Genomic DNA, 19,530 nt, shown 5'->3' on the forward strand with positions numbered 1-19,530 from the left:
TATGTATATCCCCGTGCATCCCGTAAATATGTCGGCAGAGTTGATCCCTGCTCAAAACCGTACGGGCGTGATTCTTATGGATGGAAAAAGGGCGCAGGTTGCCCTGCGCCCTTCTCCGTCGATATTAGCGGAACGGCGGCGAGTACAGCAGGCCGCCTTCGGTCCACTGTGCGTTCAGGCCGCGTGCCAGACCAATCGGGGTTTCTTCACCGATGTTCTTGGCAAACACTTCGCCATAGTTGCCGCCGGCTTTGATCGCCTTGGCTGCCCAGTCAGCGTTCAGACCCAGCATCTCGCCCAGGGTGCCTTCGGTACCCAGCAGGCGGTTGATTTCGGGGTTTTCGGTGCCAGCGGCCAGTTCATCGATATTGGCCGAGGTTACGCCCAGTTCTTCAGCCGAGATCAGCGCGTTCAGAGTCCAGCGCACAACGTCGCCCCACTCGTGGTCGCCGTGACGGACCAGCGGGCCCAGCGGCTCTTTCGAGATGATTTCAGGCAGCAGGATGTGATCACCGGGGTTTTCGAATGTGGCGCGGGTTGCCGCCAGACCCGAAGCGTCGGTGGTGTAAACGTCACATGCGCCAGCCAGGTACTGCTGCTGTGCTTCGGCGTTGGTTTCGATCGGAACCGGTTCGTAGCTGATGTTGTTCGAACGGAAGAAGTCCGCCAGGTTCAGCTCGGTTGTGGTGCCGGTCTGGATACAAACGGTTGCGCCGTCCAGTTCCTTGGCCGAGCTTACGCCCAGTGCCTTGGGAACCATAAAGCCCTGACCGTCATAGTAGTTCACACCGGTGAATTCGAACTTCAGGTCGACGTCGCGGCTGAAGGTCCAGGTGGTGTTCCGCGCCAGCATGTCGATCTCGCCCGAGGCCAGAGCGGTAAAACGTGTCTTACCGGTGGTCGGAACGAATTCTACCGCGCTTGCATCGCCCAGAACAGCAGCAGCAACGGCACGGCACAGAGATACGTCAAAGCCCTGCCATTCGCCATTGGCGTCAGGAGCAGCAAAGCCAACCAGACCGGTGGTCACACCACAGTTCAGCTTGCCGCGCGCTTTAACGTCGTCAACGGTCCCTGCCACGGCTGCGCCAGCAGCAAGACCGGCAATCGTTGCCGCGCCCAAGATTACGGATTTTTTCATTTTTACCTCTTCCTGATTTCCCGCCCCATCAGAGGCGGCTCTGCCCGGCAAGTGGATGCCGGATAGGTTACTCCAAAGGTGTCTCCCCTTTAGTGGCACTGAGTTTGGGCGTATTCATAAACAAACGTCAAGGGTCGGATCATCGAAAACGATGGATCAGACCCCAACCAATTTGAACATTTGGCCAAAAATCGGAAAATAAGGATCAAACCGACATATCAAAGAAGCGTTTAGCATGCAGAAATGCGGCTTTCTTCGTTTCGGCAACCGCATGGGCCTCGTCATCGTGACCCCATTGTTCGATCTGCCAGGTTTCGTCCAGCCTCGAAATGCGCCATATTTCGGCCGGTTCGCGCCAATCCATGGCCGCCGCAAACCCGAGAATCAATGACCCTGACAAGCTGACCAGATCGTGGAACGCCGCCAGTTGAAACGCATCCAGCGCATGGACGCGAGCACGCAGCGCCGACAGGGCAGCGGCAGATTGCGGCTTGTGCAACACACCTATAACCGGCTGCAAGCGAGCAGACAGCGCAGCCTCGGCCCAGTCCAGTGCCGGATCCCATTCGGCGCTTTGACGTTCCTGCAACTCTGTTGGATGTGTCGCTCGATAGCACAGCAGATCAGAATCGCCGTAATCCGCAAGCATATCGGCAACTTCCCCGTGCTGGGACCGAACCTTGTCGATTGCCGCATTCGCCGAACGGGTGCATGGCATCGTCGACGGATCTACCTCTTTCTGCTGGGCATCCCATTCTGACGCAACTGCTTCGGCCATGGCGCGGGTCGGCAGGATCAACGCCGCTTTGGCAGGGGTCTTGACGCGGCGGCCATCCAGTTCAACCGTAAACCCGCCGTCGACCTCGGTAATCCGGCTTTCTTTCCAGAAGCGTTTCGGTTTCCAGTCACTCATGTTTCAGTTCCATATCCCGGCCAGCGCAGTGGGCAACTGGTCAAAGGTCTCAATCACGCAGAAGGCCGAGGTCAAAGCAGACCGATCATGGTACCCCCATGCCACGCCGATGCCGCGCACCCCGGCAGCGGCAGCCATGTCCATGTCATAGCTTGTATCGCCGACCATCACCGCGCAGTCGGATTCGACACCGGTCTCGGCCAACGCGGCCTGCACCATGGAAGGATGCGGTTTCGACGGATGGTGGTCGGCGACCTGCCGGGTGACGAAGTAGCGCTCAAGCCCATGCACTTCGATCAACGCATCAAGTCCGCGCTTGGATTTGCCGGTTGCCACCCCAAGAAGCACTTCGGGTACGGCGTGCAAGGCTTCAATCGCCTCTCGCGCGCCGGGATAGAGCGGAGAGCTGGCAGCGCCCAAATCCAAGCGATGCGCGTGATAAGCTTCCTTGTACCCTTCAACGAGATCGTTCTGTACCGAGGAAGGTTGGTCCGGCACCAATCGTGCGATGGCATGTGGCAGGGACAGCCCGACAATGGACAGGATCACCTCTCGCGTCGGTACAGGTACCGACGCGGCCTGAAAGCTGGTGGTCATGGCGTGAACGATACTGCCCTGACTGTCGACCAGAGTGCCATCGACATCAAATAGAACCAGCCGCAGGGGTGCGCTCATTGCAGCGCCTCAAACGGGTCGTCGGCGGCCAGATCCTCGGTCCAGCCGAAGGTGTCCCAGCTGTGTTTCATATGTTCTGGCAAGGGCGCTGTCACGGTCACAGGTTTGCGCGTGATCGGATGCAGGAATGACAGTCGCCGCGCGTGCAGATGCAGCTTTTTGCTGATGATCCCACCCAATTGTGCGCCCCAGCCATCACCCAGGTTTTCCTGCCCCGAGCCACCGTATTTGCCGTCGCCTATGATCGGATGCCCGATCGCTGCCATATGCGCGCGCAGTTGGTGGGTGCGGCCCGTGATTGGCTCCATCGCCACCCAAGCGGCGCGCCCGGCCACCCGGTAGAGGGTCGCATAATGTGTATGTGCCCGTTTCGCACCGGGGGTGCTGTCGATCTCGTTCATATGGACGGGGATCATCTTTTCACCCTCGCCGTGGGCGCCATGACCGGCTGCTTTCACAAGACCCGTCTTGATTTCACCCAGATATGGCGTGGGAACACCTGCAACCAGCGCCCAGTAAATCTTGCGTGTATCGCGGTGACGGAAAGCGGCTGTTAGCCCCTTCGCGGCTTCACGCGTGCGGGCCAGCAGCAGAACACCTGACGTATCCTTGTCCAGGCGGTGAACCAGACGCGGGTTTTCGTCATACCCAAACCGCAACGCCTCGGACAGGCTGTCGACATGCCGGGTCTGCCCGCTGCCGCCCTGTACCGGCAGGCCCTGCGGCTTGTTCAGGGCCAGAATGTGATCATCACTGTAGATCACGCAGGACTGGATCATCTTGGCATCCGCATCCGAGATACGATGCTTGACCTCAACCGGTTTGTGATCAGGCCCCGGCAATGGCGGCACACGAACCACCTGCCCGACCTCCAATCGGGTCGAGGCCTTGGCCCGGCTGCCATCCACACGCAGTTCTCCCTTGCGGCACATCTTTTCGATGCGGCCCTGGCTGACATGCGGGAACAGGCGGCGCAACCAGCGGTCCACACGCTGATCGCCGTCCCCTTCAGCGACTGTAATCATCTGTACGCCACTCATGCCATTGCCCCTTGCGCCGCGCGGGTGATCCGCCCGGATTGCGTCTTTGTCCGTGTCCCAGAAATCATGGGGGTCTCTCGCGCGCAACGCGGCAAGAGTCAAGGTATCAGACAGGAACCTTTGGCGTTCGTGGGGCTCAGCGCCACCCGCCACTTCTCGGCGCGGTCAATACATTCCCAGCCAGCCTAGCTGTTGCGCTGGGTCCGAAGCTTGGCGAAGTAATCGAGGCGCTTTTTCAGCTCACGCTCGAACCCGCGCTCGACCGGTTGATACAAAACCGGGCGTTTCATCGTTTCGGGAAAATAGTTCTGACCGGAAAACCCGTCTTCGGCGTCATGGTCATACGCATAGCCAGCACCATATCCCTGATCCTTCATCAGTGATGTGGGGGCATTCAGGATATGTTTGGGTGGTGGCTCGCTGCCTGATTGCTTGGCCAGCCGCATCGCTGCCTTATAGCCGACATAAGCACCGTTGGATTTCGGGGCCAGGGCCAGATAGACCAGCGCCTGCGCCAGCGCCAGCTCACCTTCGGGGGAGCCGAGCCGCTCATACGTTTCCCAGGATTGCAGGCAGATGGCCTGCGCCTGCGGGTCGGCCAGACCGATATCCTCGACCGCCATCCGTGTGATCCGACGCGCCAGATAGCGCGGGTCTTCGCCCCCTGTCAGCATTCGCGCAAACCAGTACAGCGCCGCGTCCGGGTCGGACCCGCGCACCGATTTGTGCAGGGCTGAAATCAGGTTGTAATGTTCATCGCCCGACTTGTCATATTTCGCCGCCCGCCGCATCAGCCGCGTCGACAGCGCGTCCGTGTCCAGTGGCGCATCCACCTTCCAGGCCGAGACCTGTTCGATCAGGTTCAGCAACGCCCGCCCGTCCCCATCGGCCATTTCCTGCAACGCATCGCGGGCTGCGGGTGTCAACGGCAGCGCGCGGTCCAGCTCTTTTTCGGCGCGCTGGGTCAGGCGTTCAAGATCGGAAAGGCCAAGCCGTTCCAGCACCAGAACCTGCGACCGGCTGAGAACCGCGGCGTTCAGCTCAAAGGACGGGTTCTCGGTCGTTGCCCCGACCAGAAGGATCGTGCCGTCCTCCATATGCGGCAGAAACCCGTCCTGTTGCGCCTTGTTGAAGCGGTGTATCTCGTCCACGAACAGCAAGGTCCCCTGCCCGTTCTGGCGCCTGATCTTGGCCGCTTCGAAAACCTTCTTCAAATCCGGAACACCGGTGAAAATCGCACTGATCTGAACGAATTGCAGATCGGTTTCCTGCGCCAGCAACCGTGCGATCGTCGTCTTGCCGACACCGGGCGGCCCCCAGAAGATCAGGCTGGACAGACTGCCTGACGCCAGCATGACCCCCAGCGGTGCATCCGGGCCAAGAACCTGTTCCTGACCGATGACCTCGGCCAGTGACTGCGGGCGCAACCGGTCCGCCAGGGGACGGTGTGGCGCAGCGGTGGGTTCCGTTGGCCCGGTATCGAACAGATCGCTCACGGGTTACAGCCGGAACCGCAATGAGACTGACCGGCCACCGCGCAGAAGACCCATCTGCACACGACGACCCGGATCTGTCAGCGCATTCTCCACATCCCCAGGACGTTCGATGTCATTGGAATTGATGCTTTCAAGAATATCCCCCGATCGCAAACCCGCGCGTCCACCATAGGGGCCGGGATCAACAACAACGACACCTGTCTGGGACAGTGGCAAGCCCATATCGGAGATCACCGCAGGGTTGACGCGGGACACCACCAGCCCCGGCAGGACAGTGTCTTCATCCAATGTCGTCTTTTCAGCGGCGGGGGTTTCCGGCGCTTTGATCAGTGCCACCTCAACCTCTTCGCTCTGGGTGCCGCGCAGCCGTGTCAGAACCGATGTTCCCCCCACCCCCGCTACGGACATGCGAAACTTCATCTCGGCTGGCGAGTTCACTTCGTCCCCGTCCACATGGGTCACGACGTCCCCCACCTTGAGCCCCGCCTCACGCAGCGGGCTAAGGTCATGCAGGTCCGAGATGACAACACCCAGCGGGATGGCAAGACCAAGGGATTCAGCAATGTCCGCGCTCATATGCTGACCGGTCATGCCTGCCCAGGGGCTGACAAAACTGTCATTGCCCTGCTGCGCCTGTTTCAGAAACTCGGCCACAAGATTTGCGGGGATGGCAAAACCAATGCCATTCGACCCGCCCGAGCGTGTCAGAATAGACGTGTTGATCCCGATCAGGTCCCCGTTCACATCAATCAACGCACCGCCAGAGTTGCCCGGGTTGATGGCCGCATCCGTCTGAATGAAATACCCGCGTGCATTGCCTGTCGCCGTACCTGTGCGCGCCAAGCCCGAAATGATACCAGAGGACACCGTCTGCCCCACCCCGAACGGGTTGCCGATGGCAAGGGTCAGTTCGCCAACCTCGACCTGATCGGAATCGCGCAGGGTCAGGTAGGGCAGGTCTTGCGCCTGTTCCAGACGCAGGATCGCAATATCGCTTTCTTCGTGCCCCAGTACGACCGAGGCAGAAAACTCGCGCCGGTCGGTTGTCACGACCCTGATCTCGGTCGCCGAGCCTACAACATGGTAGTTGGACACAACGTAGCCATCTTCAGACAGGATGACCCCGGAGCCCAACGAGTTCTGAACCCGCTGCTGCGGCGTTCCCAGGCTGCCGCCAAAGAAATCCCGAAAGAACGGGTCCGAGTAAAACGGGCTGGCCCGCCCCTGCCGCACGATCTTGGCGTAGATATTCACCACCGCAGGCGAGGCCTTTTTGACCACCGGAGCAAAGCCCAGAGAGATTTCGGACTGCGATTGCGGGACGCGGGTTTCGGCAAATGCTGGCAGGGCCATGACAAGCATAAGAGCGATAAAGGATGCGCGGATCATGGGGGCTCCGGATTAGATTATCCTTGGGATATGCGGGGCAAAGGCGACAAATGCAAGCCGCGCGCTCAGCTTCGGCGGCGCAGGAACTTGAGCCCGGACCAATCGGCATCAACCGCGCAAACCTTCACGTCGACCCAGCCCAGCGGCAGGATTTCACTGCGCAGCATATCCTCGGTCACACCTGCGTGCAGGGGCGAAGATTTCTTGGCCCAGGAGACCCACAGCATTCCTCCGCTCCGTATGTGGGCGATTTGCTCAGCGGCCAATTCGGCGATCTGGTCTGGATGGTTCAGGAACATGTGAACCGCATCCGCAGGATCGGCTGCAGGGTCGAACAGAACACCGTCGGCACCTGCAGTCAGGTTGGGATAATGGGCAGGAGCGTTGAGCGTACGGACCGCATATCCGGGTTTGAAACCCAGTTTCGCCCAGAGCGGTTTGCCCGAGTATCCTGCTGCGGGTTCACTTGCCATAACAGCCTGAACTTATGGCGCAAATCGAATGAAGGCAATTGGTTAGCTGAGGCACAAAAAAGCCCGCCCGATTGCTCGGGCAGGCGCATCAGGTCGATGACCGTCGTGCTTATTCTTCGGCTGCGGCCTCTTCGGCGGCAGCGCGGGCTTTGTCCGCGGCGCCTTTGGCATCGATGTCGCGATCGACGAATTCGATGATCGCCATCGGAGCCATGTCACCATAGCGGAATCCGGCTTTCAGGATGCGGACATAACCGCCCTGACGCTCAGCATAGCGGGGGCCCAGAACTTCGAACAGCTTGGCGACGTCTTTGTCTTCTTTCAGCTGAGCTGCGGCCTGACGGCGGGCGTGCAGGTCGCCGCGCTTGCCCAGGGTGATCAGTTTTTCGATGATCGGGCGCAGTTCTTTTGCTTTGGGCAGAGTTGTCTTGATCTGCTCATGTTCGATGAGCGAGCCAGCCATGTTTGCAAACAGAGCCTTGCGGTGCTCATGAGTACGGTTCAGGCGGCGGTAACCACGTGCGTGACGCATTTTTCAATTCCTTCTTTCGCGTTTTGCTTTGTCCGGCCTCCGATGCGTGTCAGAGGCTCACCTTGGGGCGGGATTGCCCGGATTGTACGTTTTGTACCGGCTTTCAGACCCCATTGGTCCGAAATGTACAAAACCTGCGACGGCAGGTTGGCCCCGCCGCCGCAGCCGAAGATGCTTAGAACGCGTCTTCGAATTTCTTTGCCAGATCTTCGATGTTGTCGGGCGGCCAGTCCTCGACATCCATGCCGAGGTGCAGACCCATGCCGGACAGCACTTCCTTGATCTCGTTCAGCGACTTGCGGCCGAAGTTCGGGGTGCGCAGCATCTCGGCTTCGGTCTTCTGGATCAGGTCGCCGATATAGACGATGTTGTCGTTCTTCAGGCAGTTTGCCGAACGGACCGACAGTTCCAGCTCGTCCACTTTCTTGAGCAGCAGCGGGTTGAACTCCAGACCATCGTCTTCGTCCTGACGGTTTGCCGATTCCGGCTCGTCGAAGTTGACGAAGATCGACAGCTGATCCTGCAGGATGCGCGCGGCGTAGGCCAGTGCGTCATCGGGGGTGATCGAACCGTCGGTGTCGATCTTCAGGGTCAGCTTGTCATAGTCCAGAACCTGACCTTCGCGGGTCGGCTGCACGTCATAGGCGACTTTCTTGACCGGCGAATAGATCGCGTCGATCGGGATCAGGCCGATGGGCGCATCTTCCGGCTTGTTCTTTTCAGCCGAAACGTAACCCTTACCGGTGTTGACGGTCAGCTCCATGAACAGGTCGGCGCCGTCGTCCAGGTGACAGATGACGTGATCGCGGTTCAGAACCTCGATACCTGCGCTTTCGCTGATGTCACCTGCGGTAACGATTGCCGGACCTTTGGCATTGATCGACAGGCGCTTGGGGCCTTCGACTTCCATGCGCAGGGCAACCTGCTTGAGGTTCAGGATGATGTCGGTGACGTCTTCGCGCACGCCCGCAACCGAGGAGAACTCGTGCAGGACGTTGTCGATCTGGACGCTGGTGATGGCCGCGCCTTGCAGCGAGCTCATCAAAACGCGACGCAGGGCGTTGCCCAGGGTCAGACCAAAACCACGCTCCAGCGGTTCGGCAACCAGTGTCGCCTGACGCGCAGGGTCGTTGCCCGGCTTGGCTTCCAGCTGGGTCGGCTTGATCAATTCTGCCCAATTCTTGTGGATCATGTAATCCCTCCATTCCTGCCCGCGCCCCATGACCAACAAGGTGCAGACGCCCGAGGTTCAAAATGACGTGCTGGGGCCGTGTAAAAACACAGCCCCAGCTTAATTCCAGATCGCTTAGACGCGACGACGCTTCGGCGGACGGCAGCCGTTGTGAGCAATCGGTGTCACGTCGCGGATCGACGTGATGTTGAAGCCCACGGCAGCCAGCGCGCGCAGAGCCGATTCACGGCCCGAACCGGGGCCCTGAACTTCGACTTCCAGCGTCTTGACGCCATGTTCCTGCGCTTTCTTGCCTGCGTCTTCCGCAGCCATCTGCGCGGCATACGGAGTAGATTTCCGCGATCCCTTGAAGCCCATGGTACCGGCAGACGACCACGAGATGGCGTTGCCCTGTACGTCCGAGATCAGGATCTTGGTGTTGTTGAAGGTCGAGTTCACATGGGCAACGCCCGATGCGATGTTCTTGCGCTCTTTGCGCTTGATGCGAGTCTTATCGCGTGCCATCGGTCAGACCCTCCCTTATTTCTTCTTACCGGCAATGGCCTTTGCGGGGCCTTTGCGAGTACGAGCGTTGGTGTGGGTACGCTGACCGCGAACCGGCAGGTTGCGGCGGTGACGCAGACCGCGATAGCAGCCCAGGTCCATCAGACGCTTGACGTTCATCTGAACTTCGCGACGCAGGTCACCTTCGACGGTGTAGTTGGCGTCGATATGTTCGCGGATGGCCAGAACTTCGGCATCCGACAGTTCATTGACGCGGCGGTGCGCTTCAATGCCCACGGCTTCGCAGATCGCGTTGGCCGAGGTGTTGCCGATACCGGTGATATATGTGAGGGCGATTGGAACCCGCTTTGCAGTCGGGATGTTTACGCCGGCAATACGTGCCACGTGTCACTTTCCTTTTTGTTGCGGTTCCGTAACTCCGGAACCTTTTTTCACAACACTTTACCGTGGCAGTGACGCCAGAGGGTCCAGTATTATTCGAGGTGGTCGGGGCATTTGGGACGAATCCCGCATGCGGTCTTGATTCCCTTTAGGGATGGGGGTCGATATGGGCTTTTGGTGGGGCCGTCAAGCCCCAACTTTCGGTCAACCCAGTATCGCCTCGATCGAGGCCGTCACTTCCTTGATATCCGCCAGCCCGTTCACGGGGCGCAGATCGCCCTTGGCGTAGTAATAGCCAATCAGCGGAGACGTCTTCTTGTAGTATTCCATCAGGCGCGTGCGCAGGCTGTCTTCGTTGTCATCGGCGCGGCGCTGGAAGTCATTTTCCTTGCCGCAATTGGTGCATTTGCCATCCGCCGGGATCGGCTTGGTGTTGTCGTTATAGACTTCACCACATCCGCCGCAGGTTGAGCGTGCGGTGATCCGGCCCACCAGCGCGTCGTCATCAACGCGCATCTCGATCACGGTGTGCAGCGACTGGCCCAGCTTGGTCAGCAGAGCGGCCAGCGCATCGGCCTGCGCCAGCGTTCGGGGAAAGCCGTCAAAGATGAAACCGGCGCCTGTTTCGGTGGTCAGTTTCTCTTCGATCAGGCCGATCACGATTTCATCGGTGACCAGCTTGCCCGCATCCATGATCGCCGCAACCTTCCGGCCCATCTCCGTGCCCGAGGTTTTGGCTTCGCGCAGCATGTCGCCCGTGCTGAGCTGCACCATGCCGCGTGTTTCAACCAGATGACGCGCCTGCGTTCCTTTCCCTGCCCCCGGGGGGCCCAACAGAATGATATTCATCGACGAGAGGGTCCCTTCCTGCCGCGTTTCTTGCTTTTGCCGCGCAGTTGAGACTTTTCGATAAGCCCTTCGTATTGATGCGCCAGAAGATGGCTCTGAACCTGCTGGATCGTGTCCATGGTCACGGAGACGATAATCAGAACCGAGGTGCCACCGAAATAGAACGGGATGGCAAATTGGCCCCGCAGGATTTCAGGCAGCAGACAGACGGCAGCCAGATAGGCCGACCCCAGCACCAGTACGCGGTTGACCACGTATTCCAGATACTCGGCGGTTTTCTTGCCGGGGCGGATACCGGGCACGAACCCGTTCTGCTTTTTCAGGTTGTCCGCCACATCATCCGGCTTGAACGACACGTTGAACGTGTAGAAATACGCAAAGAACACGATCATCGACGCGAAGAACAGCAGATACAGCGGCTGTCCGGGGCCGAAATTGGCCAGCAGCCACGACATGACCGGCCCGTTTGCAGCGCCCGACGAGAAGGTCGAGATCGTCACCGGCAGCAGCAGCAGCGAGCTGGCAAAGATCGCCGGTATCACGCCCGCGGGGTTGACCTTGACCGGCAGGTGGCTGGAGCCGCCTTCGTAGATTTTCATCCCGGCCTGACGGCGTGGGTACTGGATATGGATCTTTCGCAGCGCCCGTTCCATGAAGACCACGAACATGATGACGGCAATCACCATCACGATCACGCCAACAATCACGGCGGGGCTGATTGCGCCCGAACGGCCCGACGCGAAGAACTGCGCCAGGGCGGCGGGAACCTCGGCGATGATGCCGACGAAAATGATCAGAGAAATACCGTTGCCGATGCCGCGCGCGGTGATCTGCTCACCCAGCCACATCAGGAACATGGTGCCGCCGACCAGCGTGATCATGGTCGACATGCGGAAGAACAGGCCCGGATCGGTCGCCAGATCGCCCGATTCCAGCGACACAGCCAGACCGTAGGCCTGCACGGTGGCCAGTGCCACGGTGCCGAAACGGGTGTATTGGTTGATCTTCTTGCGGCCCTGCTCGCCCTCTTTCTTGAGCTGTTCGAGCGCGGGAACCATCGATGTCAGCAGCTGTACGATGATCGAGGCCGAGATATAGGGCATGATGCCAAGGGCAAAGATGCCCATTCGGCCAAGCGCCCCGCCCGTAAACATCGAAACCATGCCGCCGATGCCCTGCCCCGCCTGTTCCATGAACTCGCGCAAGGCTGCTCCGTCGATCCCCGGCACCGGAATGAAGGTGCCCAGACGATAGACGATCAGCAAACCCAGCGTGAACAGGATGCGGTTGCGCAGATCGGTGGCCTTGCCAAGGGCAGCCCAGCTTGTGTTGGCTGCCATTTGTTCTGCTGCTGATACCATAAAGTCGGTCTCTCTTATGCAAACGCCGCCCGGAACCGTTTTCCGGCTCGGACGGCGTCTTGGAAAACTCTGAAGTCTATGTAAGCGGGTCTTTGCCCGCTCACAAGCGCTTACTCTGCCGCAGCGGCTTTTGTGACTTTCAGTGAACCGCCCGCTTTTTCAACTGCCTCGACAGCAGCTTTCGACGCACCGGTCACTTCCAGATCAACCTTGGCGCTGATCTCGCCTTTGGCCAGAACGCGAATACCATCCAGCTTGCGGCGGACCAGACCGGACGCAACCAGAGCGTCTTCGGTGATCGCAGCGTTGGCGTCCAGCTTGCCGGCTTCGACGAATTTCTGGATCAGGCCCAGGTTGATGACGGCGAATTCCTTGCGGTTGGGCTTGTTGAAGCCACGCTTGGGCAGACGCTGGTACAAGGGCATCTGACCGCCTTCATAGCCGTTGATGGCCACACCCGAGCGGGATTTCTGGCCTTTGATACCACGGCCACCCATTTTACCTTTGCCGGAGCCCGGACCACGGCCAACGCGGGTGCGTTTCGGGGCGGCGCCAGGATTGTCGCGCAATTCGTTCAGTTTCATTTCGCTTCTCCTAAGCCGGATATGACCCCCGAAGCGTGATGGGCCAAACACGGCATTTCTTGGTTTTGATTCTCGCGGCCAAAAAGCCACCGCAGGCGTATAGGCCCGATGATCCCCCTTGGCAAGCCTGTAGATCGCCAGCCGCTCGGCCTGACCGGCCAAAGCCCCGGGACCGGCCCCGCAAGGTGAACCCAAAAGGACACCTTCACCGGGGTCTGACCGAAAATTGAGCACGAAATATGGCGATTTTGGCAAATATCGCTTGCCATGACCGGGCGGTAGTCTATCCGGATTGCCACAAACAAGAACTTGGCAGGCGCATGACTGAAACCACTCATTCGACCCGGACACAGCCGGAAACTACCGCTGCACGTGACTGGGTCACAACGCTTGCCAAATATCGCGAACCCGACCAGCTGCGCAGCGCGTTTGAGCTGGGCGTCAGTATCATCCCCTTCTTCGCGCTTTGGGCTTTGTCCTGGATGTTGCTGTCGGTCAGCTATTGGCTGGCTTTTGCGATTTCCGTTCTCAACGCGGCCTTTCTGTTGCGCCTGTTTGCCATCCAGCATGATTGCGGGCACGGCGCGTTCTTCAAGAACCGCACGGTCAGCGACTGGGTTGGACGCGCGATCGGAGTTCTGACGCTGACACCTTATGATGTCTGGCGCCGCACGCATTCCACACATCACAACAGTTCCGGCAATCTGGGCAAGCGCGGGATGGGCGATATCCACACCCTGACCGTGGCCGAATATCAGGCGAAAACCCCGATGAACCGGTTCTGGTATCGTGTGTATCGAAACCCAATCACCCTGTTTGTCTTTGGCCCCGGTTATCTGTTCCTGTTTCAGAACCGCCTTCCACTGGGCCTGACCGACAGCGTCCGGTTCTGGGTCAGCGCGATGGCCACCAATCTTGCCATTCTGGTTGCGCTTGTGGCCATTTACTATTTTGGCGGGCTGATGCCGATGGTTCTGATCTTCCTGCCCTCGACCCTGATTGCCGCCACCGCCGGGGTATGGCTGTTCTATGTGCAACACCAGTTCGAGGACACGCATTGGGACGCCGATGAAGACTGGCAGTTGCACGAAGCGGCGCTGCACGGAAGCTCTCATTATATATTGCCGTCCGTGTTGCAGTGGTTCACCGCCAATATCGGCATCCACCACGTGCATCATTTGTACAGCCGCATTCCGTTCTATCGCCTGACCGAAGTGCTGCGCGACCATGATGAGCTGGCCAACAGCAACCGGATGACCATCCGCGAAAGCCTCGCCAACGCGCGCCTGCACCTGTGGGATGAGCAAAGCCGCCGACTGCTGTCCTTCGCCGAGGCGCGGGCGCTTTACGGGTGAGGTCCTCTGCGGCGTCGAGCGCAGGCGGAGTTTTCAGAGTTACCGGTCCGTGAGCCGCGCCAGCGACTGCCCGTGGGGTGGCGCTGCAACAGCTGATCAGCGCGCTTTATGGTACCAGATACATCCGAATTCCCAGCGAGGCGCTAACGCCCCCAAAGCGCCAGCCCGCCGGGACGGGCAGTCGCTGGCGCGGCGGCCTTCGGCCTTGTCCCGCGCAAGTTGCTCTTTCAGGTGGGTGTTTTGATAAGCTGCGGCAATATACCAAATCAACTCAGAGCTGCGAATGCTTGATGGTGAGTCTCATTATGAAACTGAAGAGAGGTGGAAATGCCGAGTTGGAAAAAGGGTTTCCGAAAAATCCCTTCTAGGATTGTTAATCAAATTGCGGAGTTGGATAATCAGAGCGTCAAGGTATTAGCTGGCAAGATGATCTCAGTAGATGACGTGGAGAGTGGAGACTACGAGCATTTAGGACTAAACAAACAAACACTTGTCGTTGGCGCGTCTTGGGAGAAGCTTCCGCCGGTATCGGTTGGCAGGAACTCGAAGCGGAATTCTGAAGGTTGGGTTCATGTCCGCAAAGATCTTCCGAAATACACAAAATACTACTATCAAGACATACCAATTTATGGAGACGCTGCGCGCAATGGATGGACCACCGCGGCGATTCCTCGAGAGGTTTACGAACGAGATGAATATCCCCCGAACTTATTCAGTATTGAAATCAAGGTTCAAGAACAGGCGGCAGACAGCAAGTTCGGCGTAGTATTTTCGATAGATGAAGTTTTTGAAGCTGCTAGCTCCAGCTTTGACGACGACCTCTTGTCGGCGCTCAACTTACTGCAAGAGAATACTGGCACTGTCGGAGTCGCTGGCGCAGAGAATCCAAAGTTCGTTTTTACTAGTGAGTTGAATTGGGAGCTTTTCCCACCGGGAAACGTGGAAGAAGTTGTAGCTGCACTTTCTTCTGGTTCTAGAGCTGAAACAAAGGATGTGGTCCGAGAAAGACTTGAGTTATTCGAACAGTTTCAGCCTTTGGAATACTTGCGCGGTATGGGCGGGAATGATCACTACATTGGTGCCAAGTACGCTGACGACCTAGTGGTTTTCGAAAATCTAAAGTATGGAAATGCGCTCTATGTTCTGTATGAGAACTGGCAGGGACTCTCGAAAAAACCCCGTAGCGAGATTTTGAAGTTGCGTGGAAGCCAGTTTGATCGAGTGTTGCATACTCCTGGGTGGGAAACAAAATTCGCCGTACTCATGCAAACGCAGCTTCAAGAAAGGGGAATTAGGGTTCGCATCGGACGAAGCGCTCGGCGGCGGCGCTAGCCACAAGAGGCGTTCATTTAGAAACAAGTTATTTACCTTTCTGCTTTGCTATTACCCTATAGACACCCACCCCCAACACTGCTAAACGCTCCCAATCTTGCGGCCTCGGATTCGTTCCGGGGCCTTAGATATTTTGCAACCGGGGACCTTCGGGGCCCTATACCTTTGGCACCTACGGGGGCCTATCACATAGCGGGGGACCTCCCCTGCACTTGCTAAACGGAAGACAGAAAGCATGGCACTCAAGTCGTACAAGCCGACGACGCCGGGCCAGCGCGGGCTGGTGCTGATCGACCGTTCGGAGCTTTGGAAAGGACGTCCGGTCAAGTCTCTTACAGAGGGTTTGACCAAATCGGGCGGCCGGAACAACACCGGACGGATCACTTCACGCCGCCGCGGCGGTGGCGCAAAGCGTCTCTACCGGATCGTTGACTTCAAACGGAACAAATTTGATGTCGCGGCAACCGTCGAGCGGATCGAATATGACCCGAACCGGACCGCGTTCATCGCACTGGTAAAATACGAAGACGGCGAGCAGGCGTATATCCTGGCTCCGCAGCGTCTGGCTGTTGGTGACAAGGTCATCGCGTCGGCAAAGGCCGATATCAAGCCGGGCAACGCAATGCCGTTCTCGGGCATGCCCATCGGTACCATCGTCCACAACATCGAGATGAAGCCTGGCAAAGGCGGTCAGATCGCACGTGCGGCCGGTACTTACGCGCAATTCGTGGGCCGCGATGGCGGTTACGCTCAGATCCGTCTGAGCTCGGGCGAGCTGCGCATGGTCCGTCAGGAATGCATGGCCACCATCGGTGCCGTGTCCAACCCCGACAACAGCAACCAGAACCTCGGTAAAGCCGGTCGTATGCGCCACAAGGGCGTGCGTCCGTCGGTTCGTGGTGTTGCTATGAACCCGATCGATCACCCGCATGGTGGTGGTGAGGGTCGTACCTCGGGTGGCCGTACGCCGGTTACTCCGTGGGGTAAGGACACCAAGGGTAAGCGTACCCGCAACAAGAACAAAGCGTCCCAGAAGCTGATCATCCGCTCGCGGCACGCCAAGAAGAAGGGACGTTAATCCATGTCTCGCTCTGTTTGGAAGGGTCCTTTCGTCGATGCTTACGTGCTGAAAAAAGCCGAAGCAGCGCGCGAGTCGGGCCGCAACGAAGTCATCAAGATCTGGTCGCGTCGTTCCACCATCCTGCCCCAGTTCGTGGGTCTGACCTTTGGTGTGTACAACGGCCAGAAGCATATCCCGGTAAACGTCTCGGAAGACATGATCGGTCAGAAGTTCGGTGAATATTCGCCGACACGGACCTATTATGGCCACGCCGCAGACAAAAAAGCGAAGCGGAAGTAAGTCATGGGCAAGGAAAAGAACCCCCGCCGCGTGGCTGAAAACGAAGCAATGGCGAAAACGCGCATGCTTCGCACCAGCCCGCAGAAACTGAACCTGGTAGCAGCTATGATCCGCGGCAAGAAAGTCGAGAAGGCCCTGACCGACCTGACTTTCTCGAACAAGCGTGTCGCGCAGGACGTCAAGAAGTGCCTGCAGTCCGCAATCGCGAATGCCGAAAACAACCACAACCTGGACGTTGACGAGCTGATCGTCGCCGAAGCCTGGGTTGGCAAGAACCTGGTCATGAAGCGCGGTCGCCCGCGTGCCCGTGGCCGTTTCGGCAAGATCATGAAGCCGTTCTCGGAGATCACCATCAAGGTGCGTCAAGTTGAGGAGCAAGCCTAATGGGACATAAAGTCAATCCGATCGGCATGCGCCTTCAGGTCAACCGCACCTGGGACAGCCGCTGGTACGCAGATACCAAGGACTACGGTGATCTTCTGCTGGAAGACCTCAAGATCCGTGAGTTCATCCAGAAAGAGTGCAAGCAGGCCGGTGTTGCCCGTGTGATCATCGAACGTCCGCACAAGAAGTGCCGCGTTACGATCCACACCGCACGTCCTGGTGTCATCATCGGCAAGAAAGGTGCGGACATCGAAGTTCTGCGCAAGAAGCTGGCTGCGATGACCGACAGCGAACTGCACCTGAACATCGTCGAAGTGCGCAAGCCCGAGCTTGACGGTCAGCTGGTTGCCGAGTCGATCGCTCAGCAGCTGGAACGCCGTGTTTCGTTCCGCCGCGCGATGAAGCGTGCCGTACAGAACGCCATGCGCATGGGCGCCCTGGGTATCCGGGTGAACGTCGCTGGCCGTCTGGGTGGTGCCGAAATCGCACGGACCGAATGGTACCGCGAAGGCCGTGTGCCGCTGCACACGCTGCGCGCCGACATCGATTACGCACATGCCGAAGCGATGACCCCCTACGGGATCATCGGGATCAAGGTCTGGATCTTCAAGGGGGAGATCATGGAGCACGATCCGCAGGCACGTGACCGTAAAGCACAGGAACTCCAGGACGGCCCTGCACCTCGTGGTGCTGGTGGCGGTCGTCGCTAAGGAGGGAAAGATATGCTTCAACCAAAGCGTACAAAATTCCGCAAGTTGCACAAAGGCCGGATCAAGGGCGAAGCCAAGGGCGGCTCTGATCTGAACTTTGGCACCTACGGCCTGAAAGCGATCGAGCCTGAGCGTGTAACCGCACGCCAGATCGAAGCTGCACGTCGTGCCATGACGCGTCACATGAAGCGTCAGGGTCGTGTCTGGATCCGCATCTTCCCCGACACTCCGGTCACTGCAAAGCCGATCGAAGTTCGTATGGGTAAAGGTAAGGGTTCGGTCGACCGCTGGGTTTGCAAGGTCAAGCCCGGTCGCGTGATGTTCGAGATCGACGGCGTCAATGACGACATCGCCCGCGAGGCCCTGCGCCTGGCTGCGATGAAGCTGCCGATCAAGACCCGCGTCGTGGTTCGCGAAGACTGGTAAGCGATCCGGGGGCACCCCCGCTCGTGACAAGATTGACCCCCGTCGGAACACCGGCGGGGGTTCTTCTATAGGGGGCTCTGCCCCCGTCGCGCGTGCCTCGCAAAACAGCCATCGCCTTCACCGCGCGGCTGGGTTAAGACAGCGCCATGCCACAGATTGAATCACTCTTCGTCACCCGCCTCTATCGCGCCTCCTTGTCCGAATTCGGTCCCCCGATCGATGCGGAGGAGTTGGAAAACTCGTGCCTTGTCATCGCCGAGGATGACGAGGCCGGTCAGGACTGGTGCGAAGAAAACGGCTATCCCGGTTACACCAGCTATGCCTCGCTGACCGACCTGCCCTGGCGGTTTCCGATATTCGCCGATCTGGTCAAGGCGCTGGACAGCCATGTGGCGGCTTTTGCCAAGGATCTGGAGTTTGATCTGGGTGAAGGTGAGCTGAAGCTGGAAGACCTGTGGATCAACATCCTGCCCGAGGGTGGCATGCATTCCAGCCATCTGCACCCGCACAGTGTGATTTCGGGCACCACCTATGTGGCGATGCCCGAAGGCGCGAGTGCGCTGAAACTGGAAGACCCGCGCTCAGGCCGTATGATGGCCGCGCCGACGCGGCTGAAAGGCGGGCGACGCGATTTGCAGCCCTTCATCTATATGAAGCCGCAGGTGGGCGATGTGCTGCTGTGGGAAAGCTGGCTGCGCCACGAGGTGCCGATGAACATGGCCGAGGAAGAGCGGATTTCGGTGAGTTTCAACTATAAGTGGGACTGACCGTTTCTGGCAGGGCTGACTTCTGCACCTGTTTGATTGATCGGGATCAAGCACACTTAAGCCTGCTCGTTGTAGACTCCGCTCCAATGCGTCGGTCTGCCTGATGAGTCGGACCGGAGTGCCGCGTATCTGGTTTGATCGGACACACCGTGCTGAGATTTGTCACATTGATCATAGGGCTACTGGTCTCAAGCGCGACTGGCGTAGTGGGACAGGAGGTCGACCCGCACCGCATCTACGAAAACAGCTGTTCCGGATGCCACGCCCCCCATTCCGGTGATTTCGTTTGGGATGAGCTTAATGTGTCAGATGGCGTGCTGGTCGGAGCCCGGTCCGGACGGGCGGTCGAAATTTACCTGCGCTCCGGTCATGGCGGGGTGACTCCGGACAAGGCCGAGGTTCTGCTTGCTCATTTCCGAATTATCCGGGACTCGGGCGGGATCTTCATCGAGAAATGCCGTATTTGCCATGTGACCGCCGTGGAGCTCGTGCGAAACAATCTGATCCTTGAGGAAGGGAAGCTGACGGGGCGATATACCGGGCGTGACATCGGAGCGTTCCTGGACGGTCATGGCCGTCTTTCACCGGAAGAGGTTTCCGAGATGCTGTCCGTATTGACCAGAGTGGCAAATAGCCAGGGTCTGACACGGTGACACACGCGAGTTT

Annotated in this window: 23 protein-coding genes; 9 read left to right on the top strand and 14 right to left on the bottom strand. The window is 58.8% G+C overall.

Features of this window, described 5'->3' with window-relative positions; genetic code table 11:
- Positions 1 to 124: 124 nt before the first annotated feature.
- The 14 genes from ACR0D9_RS11170 to rplO all read right to left on the bottom strand — a co-directional run bounded on the left by ACR0D9_RS11170 (position 125) and on the right by rplO (position 12,530).
- A complete protein-coding gene (locus ACR0D9_RS11170; RefSeq protein ID WP_480474036.1) occupies positions 125 to 1,141 on the bottom strand; it encodes an amino acid ABC transporter substrate-binding protein in 1,017 nt (338 codons plus the stop codon).
- Positions 1,142 to 1,346: 205 nt separating this feature from the next.
- Positions 1,347 to 2,054, bottom strand: coding sequence for an ATP12 family chaperone protein (locus ACR0D9_RS11175; RefSeq protein ID WP_480484764.1), 708 nt, complete (start codon positions 2,052 to 2,054; stop codon positions 1,347 to 1,349).
- A 3-nt stretch (positions 2,055 to 2,057) separates the two neighbouring features.
- Complete coding sequence (locus ACR0D9_RS11180) at positions 2,058 to 2,729, bottom strand: HAD-IA family hydrolase (protein ID WP_480487312.1); 672 nt, start codon at positions 2,727 to 2,729, stop codon at positions 2,058 to 2,060.
- Positions 2,726 to 3,769 carry an RluA family pseudouridine synthase gene (locus tag ACR0D9_RS11185; protein ID WP_480487339.1) on the bottom strand — a complete coding sequence of 348 codons (1,044 nt, stop codon included), beginning with the start codon at positions 3,767 to 3,769 and terminating at the stop codon, positions 2,726 to 2,728. The genes ACR0D9_RS11180 and ACR0D9_RS11185 overlap by 4 nt, the downstream gene beginning before the upstream one ends.
- Before the next feature lie 185 nt (positions 3,770 to 3,954).
- On the bottom strand, positions 3,955 to 5,265 hold the full coding sequence (locus tag ACR0D9_RS11190; protein WP_480484766.1) for a replication-associated recombination protein A: 1,311 nt from the start codon (positions 5,263 to 5,265) through the stop codon (positions 3,955 to 3,957).
- 3 nt (positions 5,266 to 5,268) lie between these two features.
- On the bottom strand, positions 5,269 to 6,654 hold the full coding sequence (locus ACR0D9_RS11195) for a trypsin-like peptidase domain-containing protein (protein ID WP_480538820.1): 1,386 nt from the start codon (positions 6,652 to 6,654) through the stop codon (positions 5,269 to 5,271).
- A 65-nt stretch (positions 6,655 to 6,719) separates the two neighbouring features.
- Positions 6,720 to 7,127, bottom strand: a complete 408-nt coding sequence (locus ACR0D9_RS11200; RefSeq protein WP_480538822.1) for a hypothetical protein — start codon at positions 7,125 to 7,127, stop codon at positions 6,720 to 6,722.
- A 109-nt stretch (positions 7,128 to 7,236) separates the two neighbouring features.
- Positions 7,237 to 7,659 carry a 50S ribosomal protein L17 gene (gene rplQ / locus ACR0D9_RS11205; RefSeq protein WP_480474043.1) on the bottom strand — a complete coding sequence of 141 codons (423 nt, stop codon included), beginning with the start codon at positions 7,657 to 7,659 and terminating at the stop codon, positions 7,237 to 7,239.
- Between the two features lie 175 nt (positions 7,660 to 7,834).
- Positions 7,835 to 8,851, bottom strand: coding sequence for a DNA-directed RNA polymerase subunit alpha (locus ACR0D9_RS11210; protein WP_480474044.1), 1,017 nt, complete (start codon positions 8,849 to 8,851; stop codon positions 7,835 to 7,837).
- 114 nt (positions 8,852 to 8,965) lie between these two features.
- Complete coding sequence (gene rpsK, locus ACR0D9_RS11215) at positions 8,966 to 9,355, bottom strand: 30S ribosomal protein S11 (protein WP_170462414.1); 390 nt, start codon at positions 9,353 to 9,355, stop codon at positions 8,966 to 8,968.
- A gap of 15 nt (positions 9,356 to 9,370) precedes the next feature.
- Positions 9,371 to 9,739, bottom strand: a complete 369-nt coding sequence (rpsM, locus tag ACR0D9_RS11220; protein ID WP_209505862.1) for a 30S ribosomal protein S13 — start codon at positions 9,737 to 9,739, stop codon at positions 9,371 to 9,373.
- Positions 9,740 to 9,940: 201 nt separating this feature from the next.
- The gene (locus tag ACR0D9_RS11225; protein WP_209505861.1) at positions 9,941 to 10,585 is read right to left on the bottom strand and encodes an adenylate kinase; all 645 of its coding nucleotides are present in this window, start codon (positions 10,583 to 10,585) and stop codon (positions 9,941 to 9,943) included.
- Positions 10,582 to 11,946, bottom strand: coding sequence for a preprotein translocase subunit SecY (gene secY / locus ACR0D9_RS11230; protein ID WP_209505860.1), 1,365 nt, complete (start codon positions 11,944 to 11,946; stop codon positions 10,582 to 10,584). Before secY ends, ACR0D9_RS11225 begins: the two co-directional genes overlap by 4 nt.
- Before the next feature lie 110 nt (positions 11,947 to 12,056).
- Positions 12,057 to 12,530 carry a 50S ribosomal protein L15 gene (gene rplO, locus ACR0D9_RS11235; RefSeq protein ID WP_480484771.1) on the bottom strand — a complete coding sequence of 158 codons (474 nt, stop codon included), beginning with the start codon at positions 12,528 to 12,530 and terminating at the stop codon, positions 12,057 to 12,059.
- A gap of 320 nt (positions 12,531 to 12,850) precedes the next feature.
- On the opposite strand from rplO, the gene ACR0D9_RS11240 reads away from it, so the two are divergent.
- The 9 genes from ACR0D9_RS11240 to ACR0D9_RS11280 all read left to right on the top strand — a co-directional run bounded on the left by ACR0D9_RS11240 (position 12,851) and on the right by ACR0D9_RS11280 (position 19,517).
- On the top strand, positions 12,851 to 13,885 hold the full coding sequence (locus ACR0D9_RS11240; protein ID WP_480538824.1) for a fatty acid desaturase: 1,035 nt from the start codon (positions 12,851 to 12,853) through the stop codon (positions 13,883 to 13,885).
- A 327-nt stretch (positions 13,886 to 14,212) separates the two neighbouring features.
- Complete coding sequence (locus tag ACR0D9_RS11245; protein ID WP_480538826.1) at positions 14,213 to 15,217, top strand: hypothetical protein; 1,005 nt, start codon at positions 14,213 to 14,215, stop codon at positions 15,215 to 15,217.
- A gap of 235 nt (positions 15,218 to 15,452) precedes the next feature.
- Positions 15,453 to 16,295: a 50S ribosomal protein L2 gene (gene rplB, locus ACR0D9_RS11250; protein WP_170531634.1), complete on the top strand. Its 843-nt coding sequence runs from the start codon at positions 15,453 to 15,455 to the stop codon at positions 16,293 to 16,295.
- 3 nt (positions 16,296 to 16,298) lie between these two features.
- On the top strand, positions 16,299 to 16,577 hold the full coding sequence (rpsS, locus tag ACR0D9_RS11255; protein WP_005980699.1) for a 30S ribosomal protein S19: 279 nt from the start codon (positions 16,299 to 16,301) through the stop codon (positions 16,575 to 16,577).
- Between the two features lie 3 nt (positions 16,578 to 16,580).
- Positions 16,581 to 16,961, top strand: a complete 381-nt coding sequence (rplV, locus tag ACR0D9_RS11260) for a 50S ribosomal protein L22 (RefSeq protein ID WP_209505855.1) — start codon at positions 16,581 to 16,583, stop codon at positions 16,959 to 16,961.
- Positions 16,961 to 17,671, top strand: coding sequence for a 30S ribosomal protein S3 (gene rpsC, locus ACR0D9_RS11265; protein WP_209505853.1), 711 nt, complete (start codon positions 16,961 to 16,963; stop codon positions 17,669 to 17,671). Before rplV ends, rpsC begins: the two co-directional genes overlap by 1 nt.
- Before the next feature lie 12 nt (positions 17,672 to 17,683).
- Positions 17,684 to 18,097, top strand: a complete 414-nt coding sequence (rplP, locus tag ACR0D9_RS11270) for a 50S ribosomal protein L16 (RefSeq protein WP_267364819.1) — start codon at positions 17,684 to 17,686, stop codon at positions 18,095 to 18,097.
- 146 nt (positions 18,098 to 18,243) lie between these two features.
- On the top strand, positions 18,244 to 18,864 hold the full coding sequence (locus tag ACR0D9_RS11275; RefSeq protein ID WP_480538828.1) for a 2OG-Fe(II) oxygenase family protein: 621 nt from the start codon (positions 18,244 to 18,246) through the stop codon (positions 18,862 to 18,864).
- Between the two features lie 149 nt (positions 18,865 to 19,013).
- Positions 19,014 to 19,517 carry a hypothetical protein gene (locus ACR0D9_RS11280; protein ID WP_480538830.1) on the top strand — a complete coding sequence of 168 codons (504 nt, stop codon included), beginning with the start codon at positions 19,014 to 19,016 and terminating at the stop codon, positions 19,515 to 19,517.
- The last annotated feature ends 13 nt before the right edge of the window (positions 19,518 to 19,530 follow it).

Source organism: Ruegeria sp. AK11 (genome assembly GCF_056541095.1).

Excerpts from the sequence above, each read along its gene's own strand:
- ACR0D9_RS11240 (WP_480538824.1), top strand. The coding sequence starts at position 12,851 with ATGACTGAAACCACTCATTCGACCCGGACACAGCCGGAAACTACCGCT.
- rpsK (WP_170462414.1), bottom strand. The coding sequence starts at position 9,355 with ATGGCACGCGATAAGACTCGCATCAAGCGCAAAGAGCGCAAGAACATC.
- rplP (WP_267364819.1), top strand. The coding sequence starts at position 17,684 with ATGCTTCAACCAAAGCGTACAAAATTCCGCAAGTTGCACAAAGGCCGG.
- ACR0D9_RS11275 (WP_480538828.1), top strand. The coding sequence starts at position 18,244 with ATGCCACAGATTGAATCACTCTTCGTCACCCGCCTCTATCGCGCCTCC.
- ACR0D9_RS11210 (WP_480474044.1), bottom strand. The coding sequence starts at position 8,851 with ATGATCCACAAGAATTGGGCAGAATTGATCAAGCCGACCCAGCTGGAA.
- ACR0D9_RS11245 (WP_480538826.1), top strand. The coding sequence starts at position 14,213 with ATGCCGAGTTGGAAAAAGGGTTTCCGAAAAATCCCTTCTAGGATTGTT.
- ACR0D9_RS11225 (WP_209505861.1), bottom strand. The coding sequence starts at position 10,585 with ATGAATATCATTCTGTTGGGCCCCCCGGGGGCAGGGAAAGGAACGCAG.
- ACR0D9_RS11195 (WP_480538820.1), bottom strand. The coding sequence starts at position 6,654 with ATGATCCGCGCATCCTTTATCGCTCTTATGCTTGTCATGGCCCTGCCA.
- ACR0D9_RS11185 (WP_480487339.1), bottom strand. The coding sequence starts at position 3,769 with ATGAGTGGCGTACAGATGATTACAGTCGCTGAAGGGGACGGCGATCAG.
- rplV (WP_209505855.1), top strand. The coding sequence starts at position 16,581 with ATGGGCAAGGAAAAGAACCCCCGCCGCGTGGCTGAAAACGAAGCAATG.
- rplQ (WP_480474043.1), bottom strand. The coding sequence starts at position 7,659 with ATGCGTCACGCACGTGGTTACCGCCGCCTGAACCGTACTCATGAGCAC.
- ACR0D9_RS11170 (WP_480474036.1), bottom strand. The coding sequence starts at position 1,141 with ATGAAAAAATCCGTAATCTTGGGCGCGGCAACGATTGCCGGTCTTGCT.
- ACR0D9_RS11175 (WP_480484764.1), bottom strand. The coding sequence starts at position 2,054 with ATGAGTGACTGGAAACCGAAACGCTTCTGGAAAGAAAGCCGGATTACC.
- rplB (WP_170531634.1), top strand. The coding sequence starts at position 15,453 with ATGGCACTCAAGTCGTACAAGCCGACGACGCCGGGCCAGCGCGGGCTG.
- rplO (WP_480484771.1), bottom strand. The coding sequence starts at position 12,530 with ATGAAACTGAACGAATTGCGCGACAATCCTGGCGCCGCCCCGAAACGC.
- rpsS (WP_005980699.1), top strand. The coding sequence starts at position 16,299 with ATGTCTCGCTCTGTTTGGAAGGGTCCTTTCGTCGATGCTTACGTGCTG.
- ACR0D9_RS11180 (WP_480487312.1), bottom strand. The coding sequence starts at position 2,729 with ATGAGCGCACCCCTGCGGCTGGTTCTATTTGATGTCGATGGCACTCTG.
- secY (WP_209505860.1), bottom strand. The coding sequence starts at position 11,946 with ATGGTATCAGCAGCAGAACAAATGGCAGCCAACACAAGCTGGGCTGCC.
- rpsC (WP_209505853.1), top strand. The coding sequence starts at position 16,961 with ATGGGACATAAAGTCAATCCGATCGGCATGCGCCTTCAGGTCAACCGC.
- ACR0D9_RS11200 (WP_480538822.1), bottom strand. The coding sequence starts at position 7,127 with ATGGCAAGTGAACCCGCAGCAGGATACTCGGGCAAACCGCTCTGGGCG.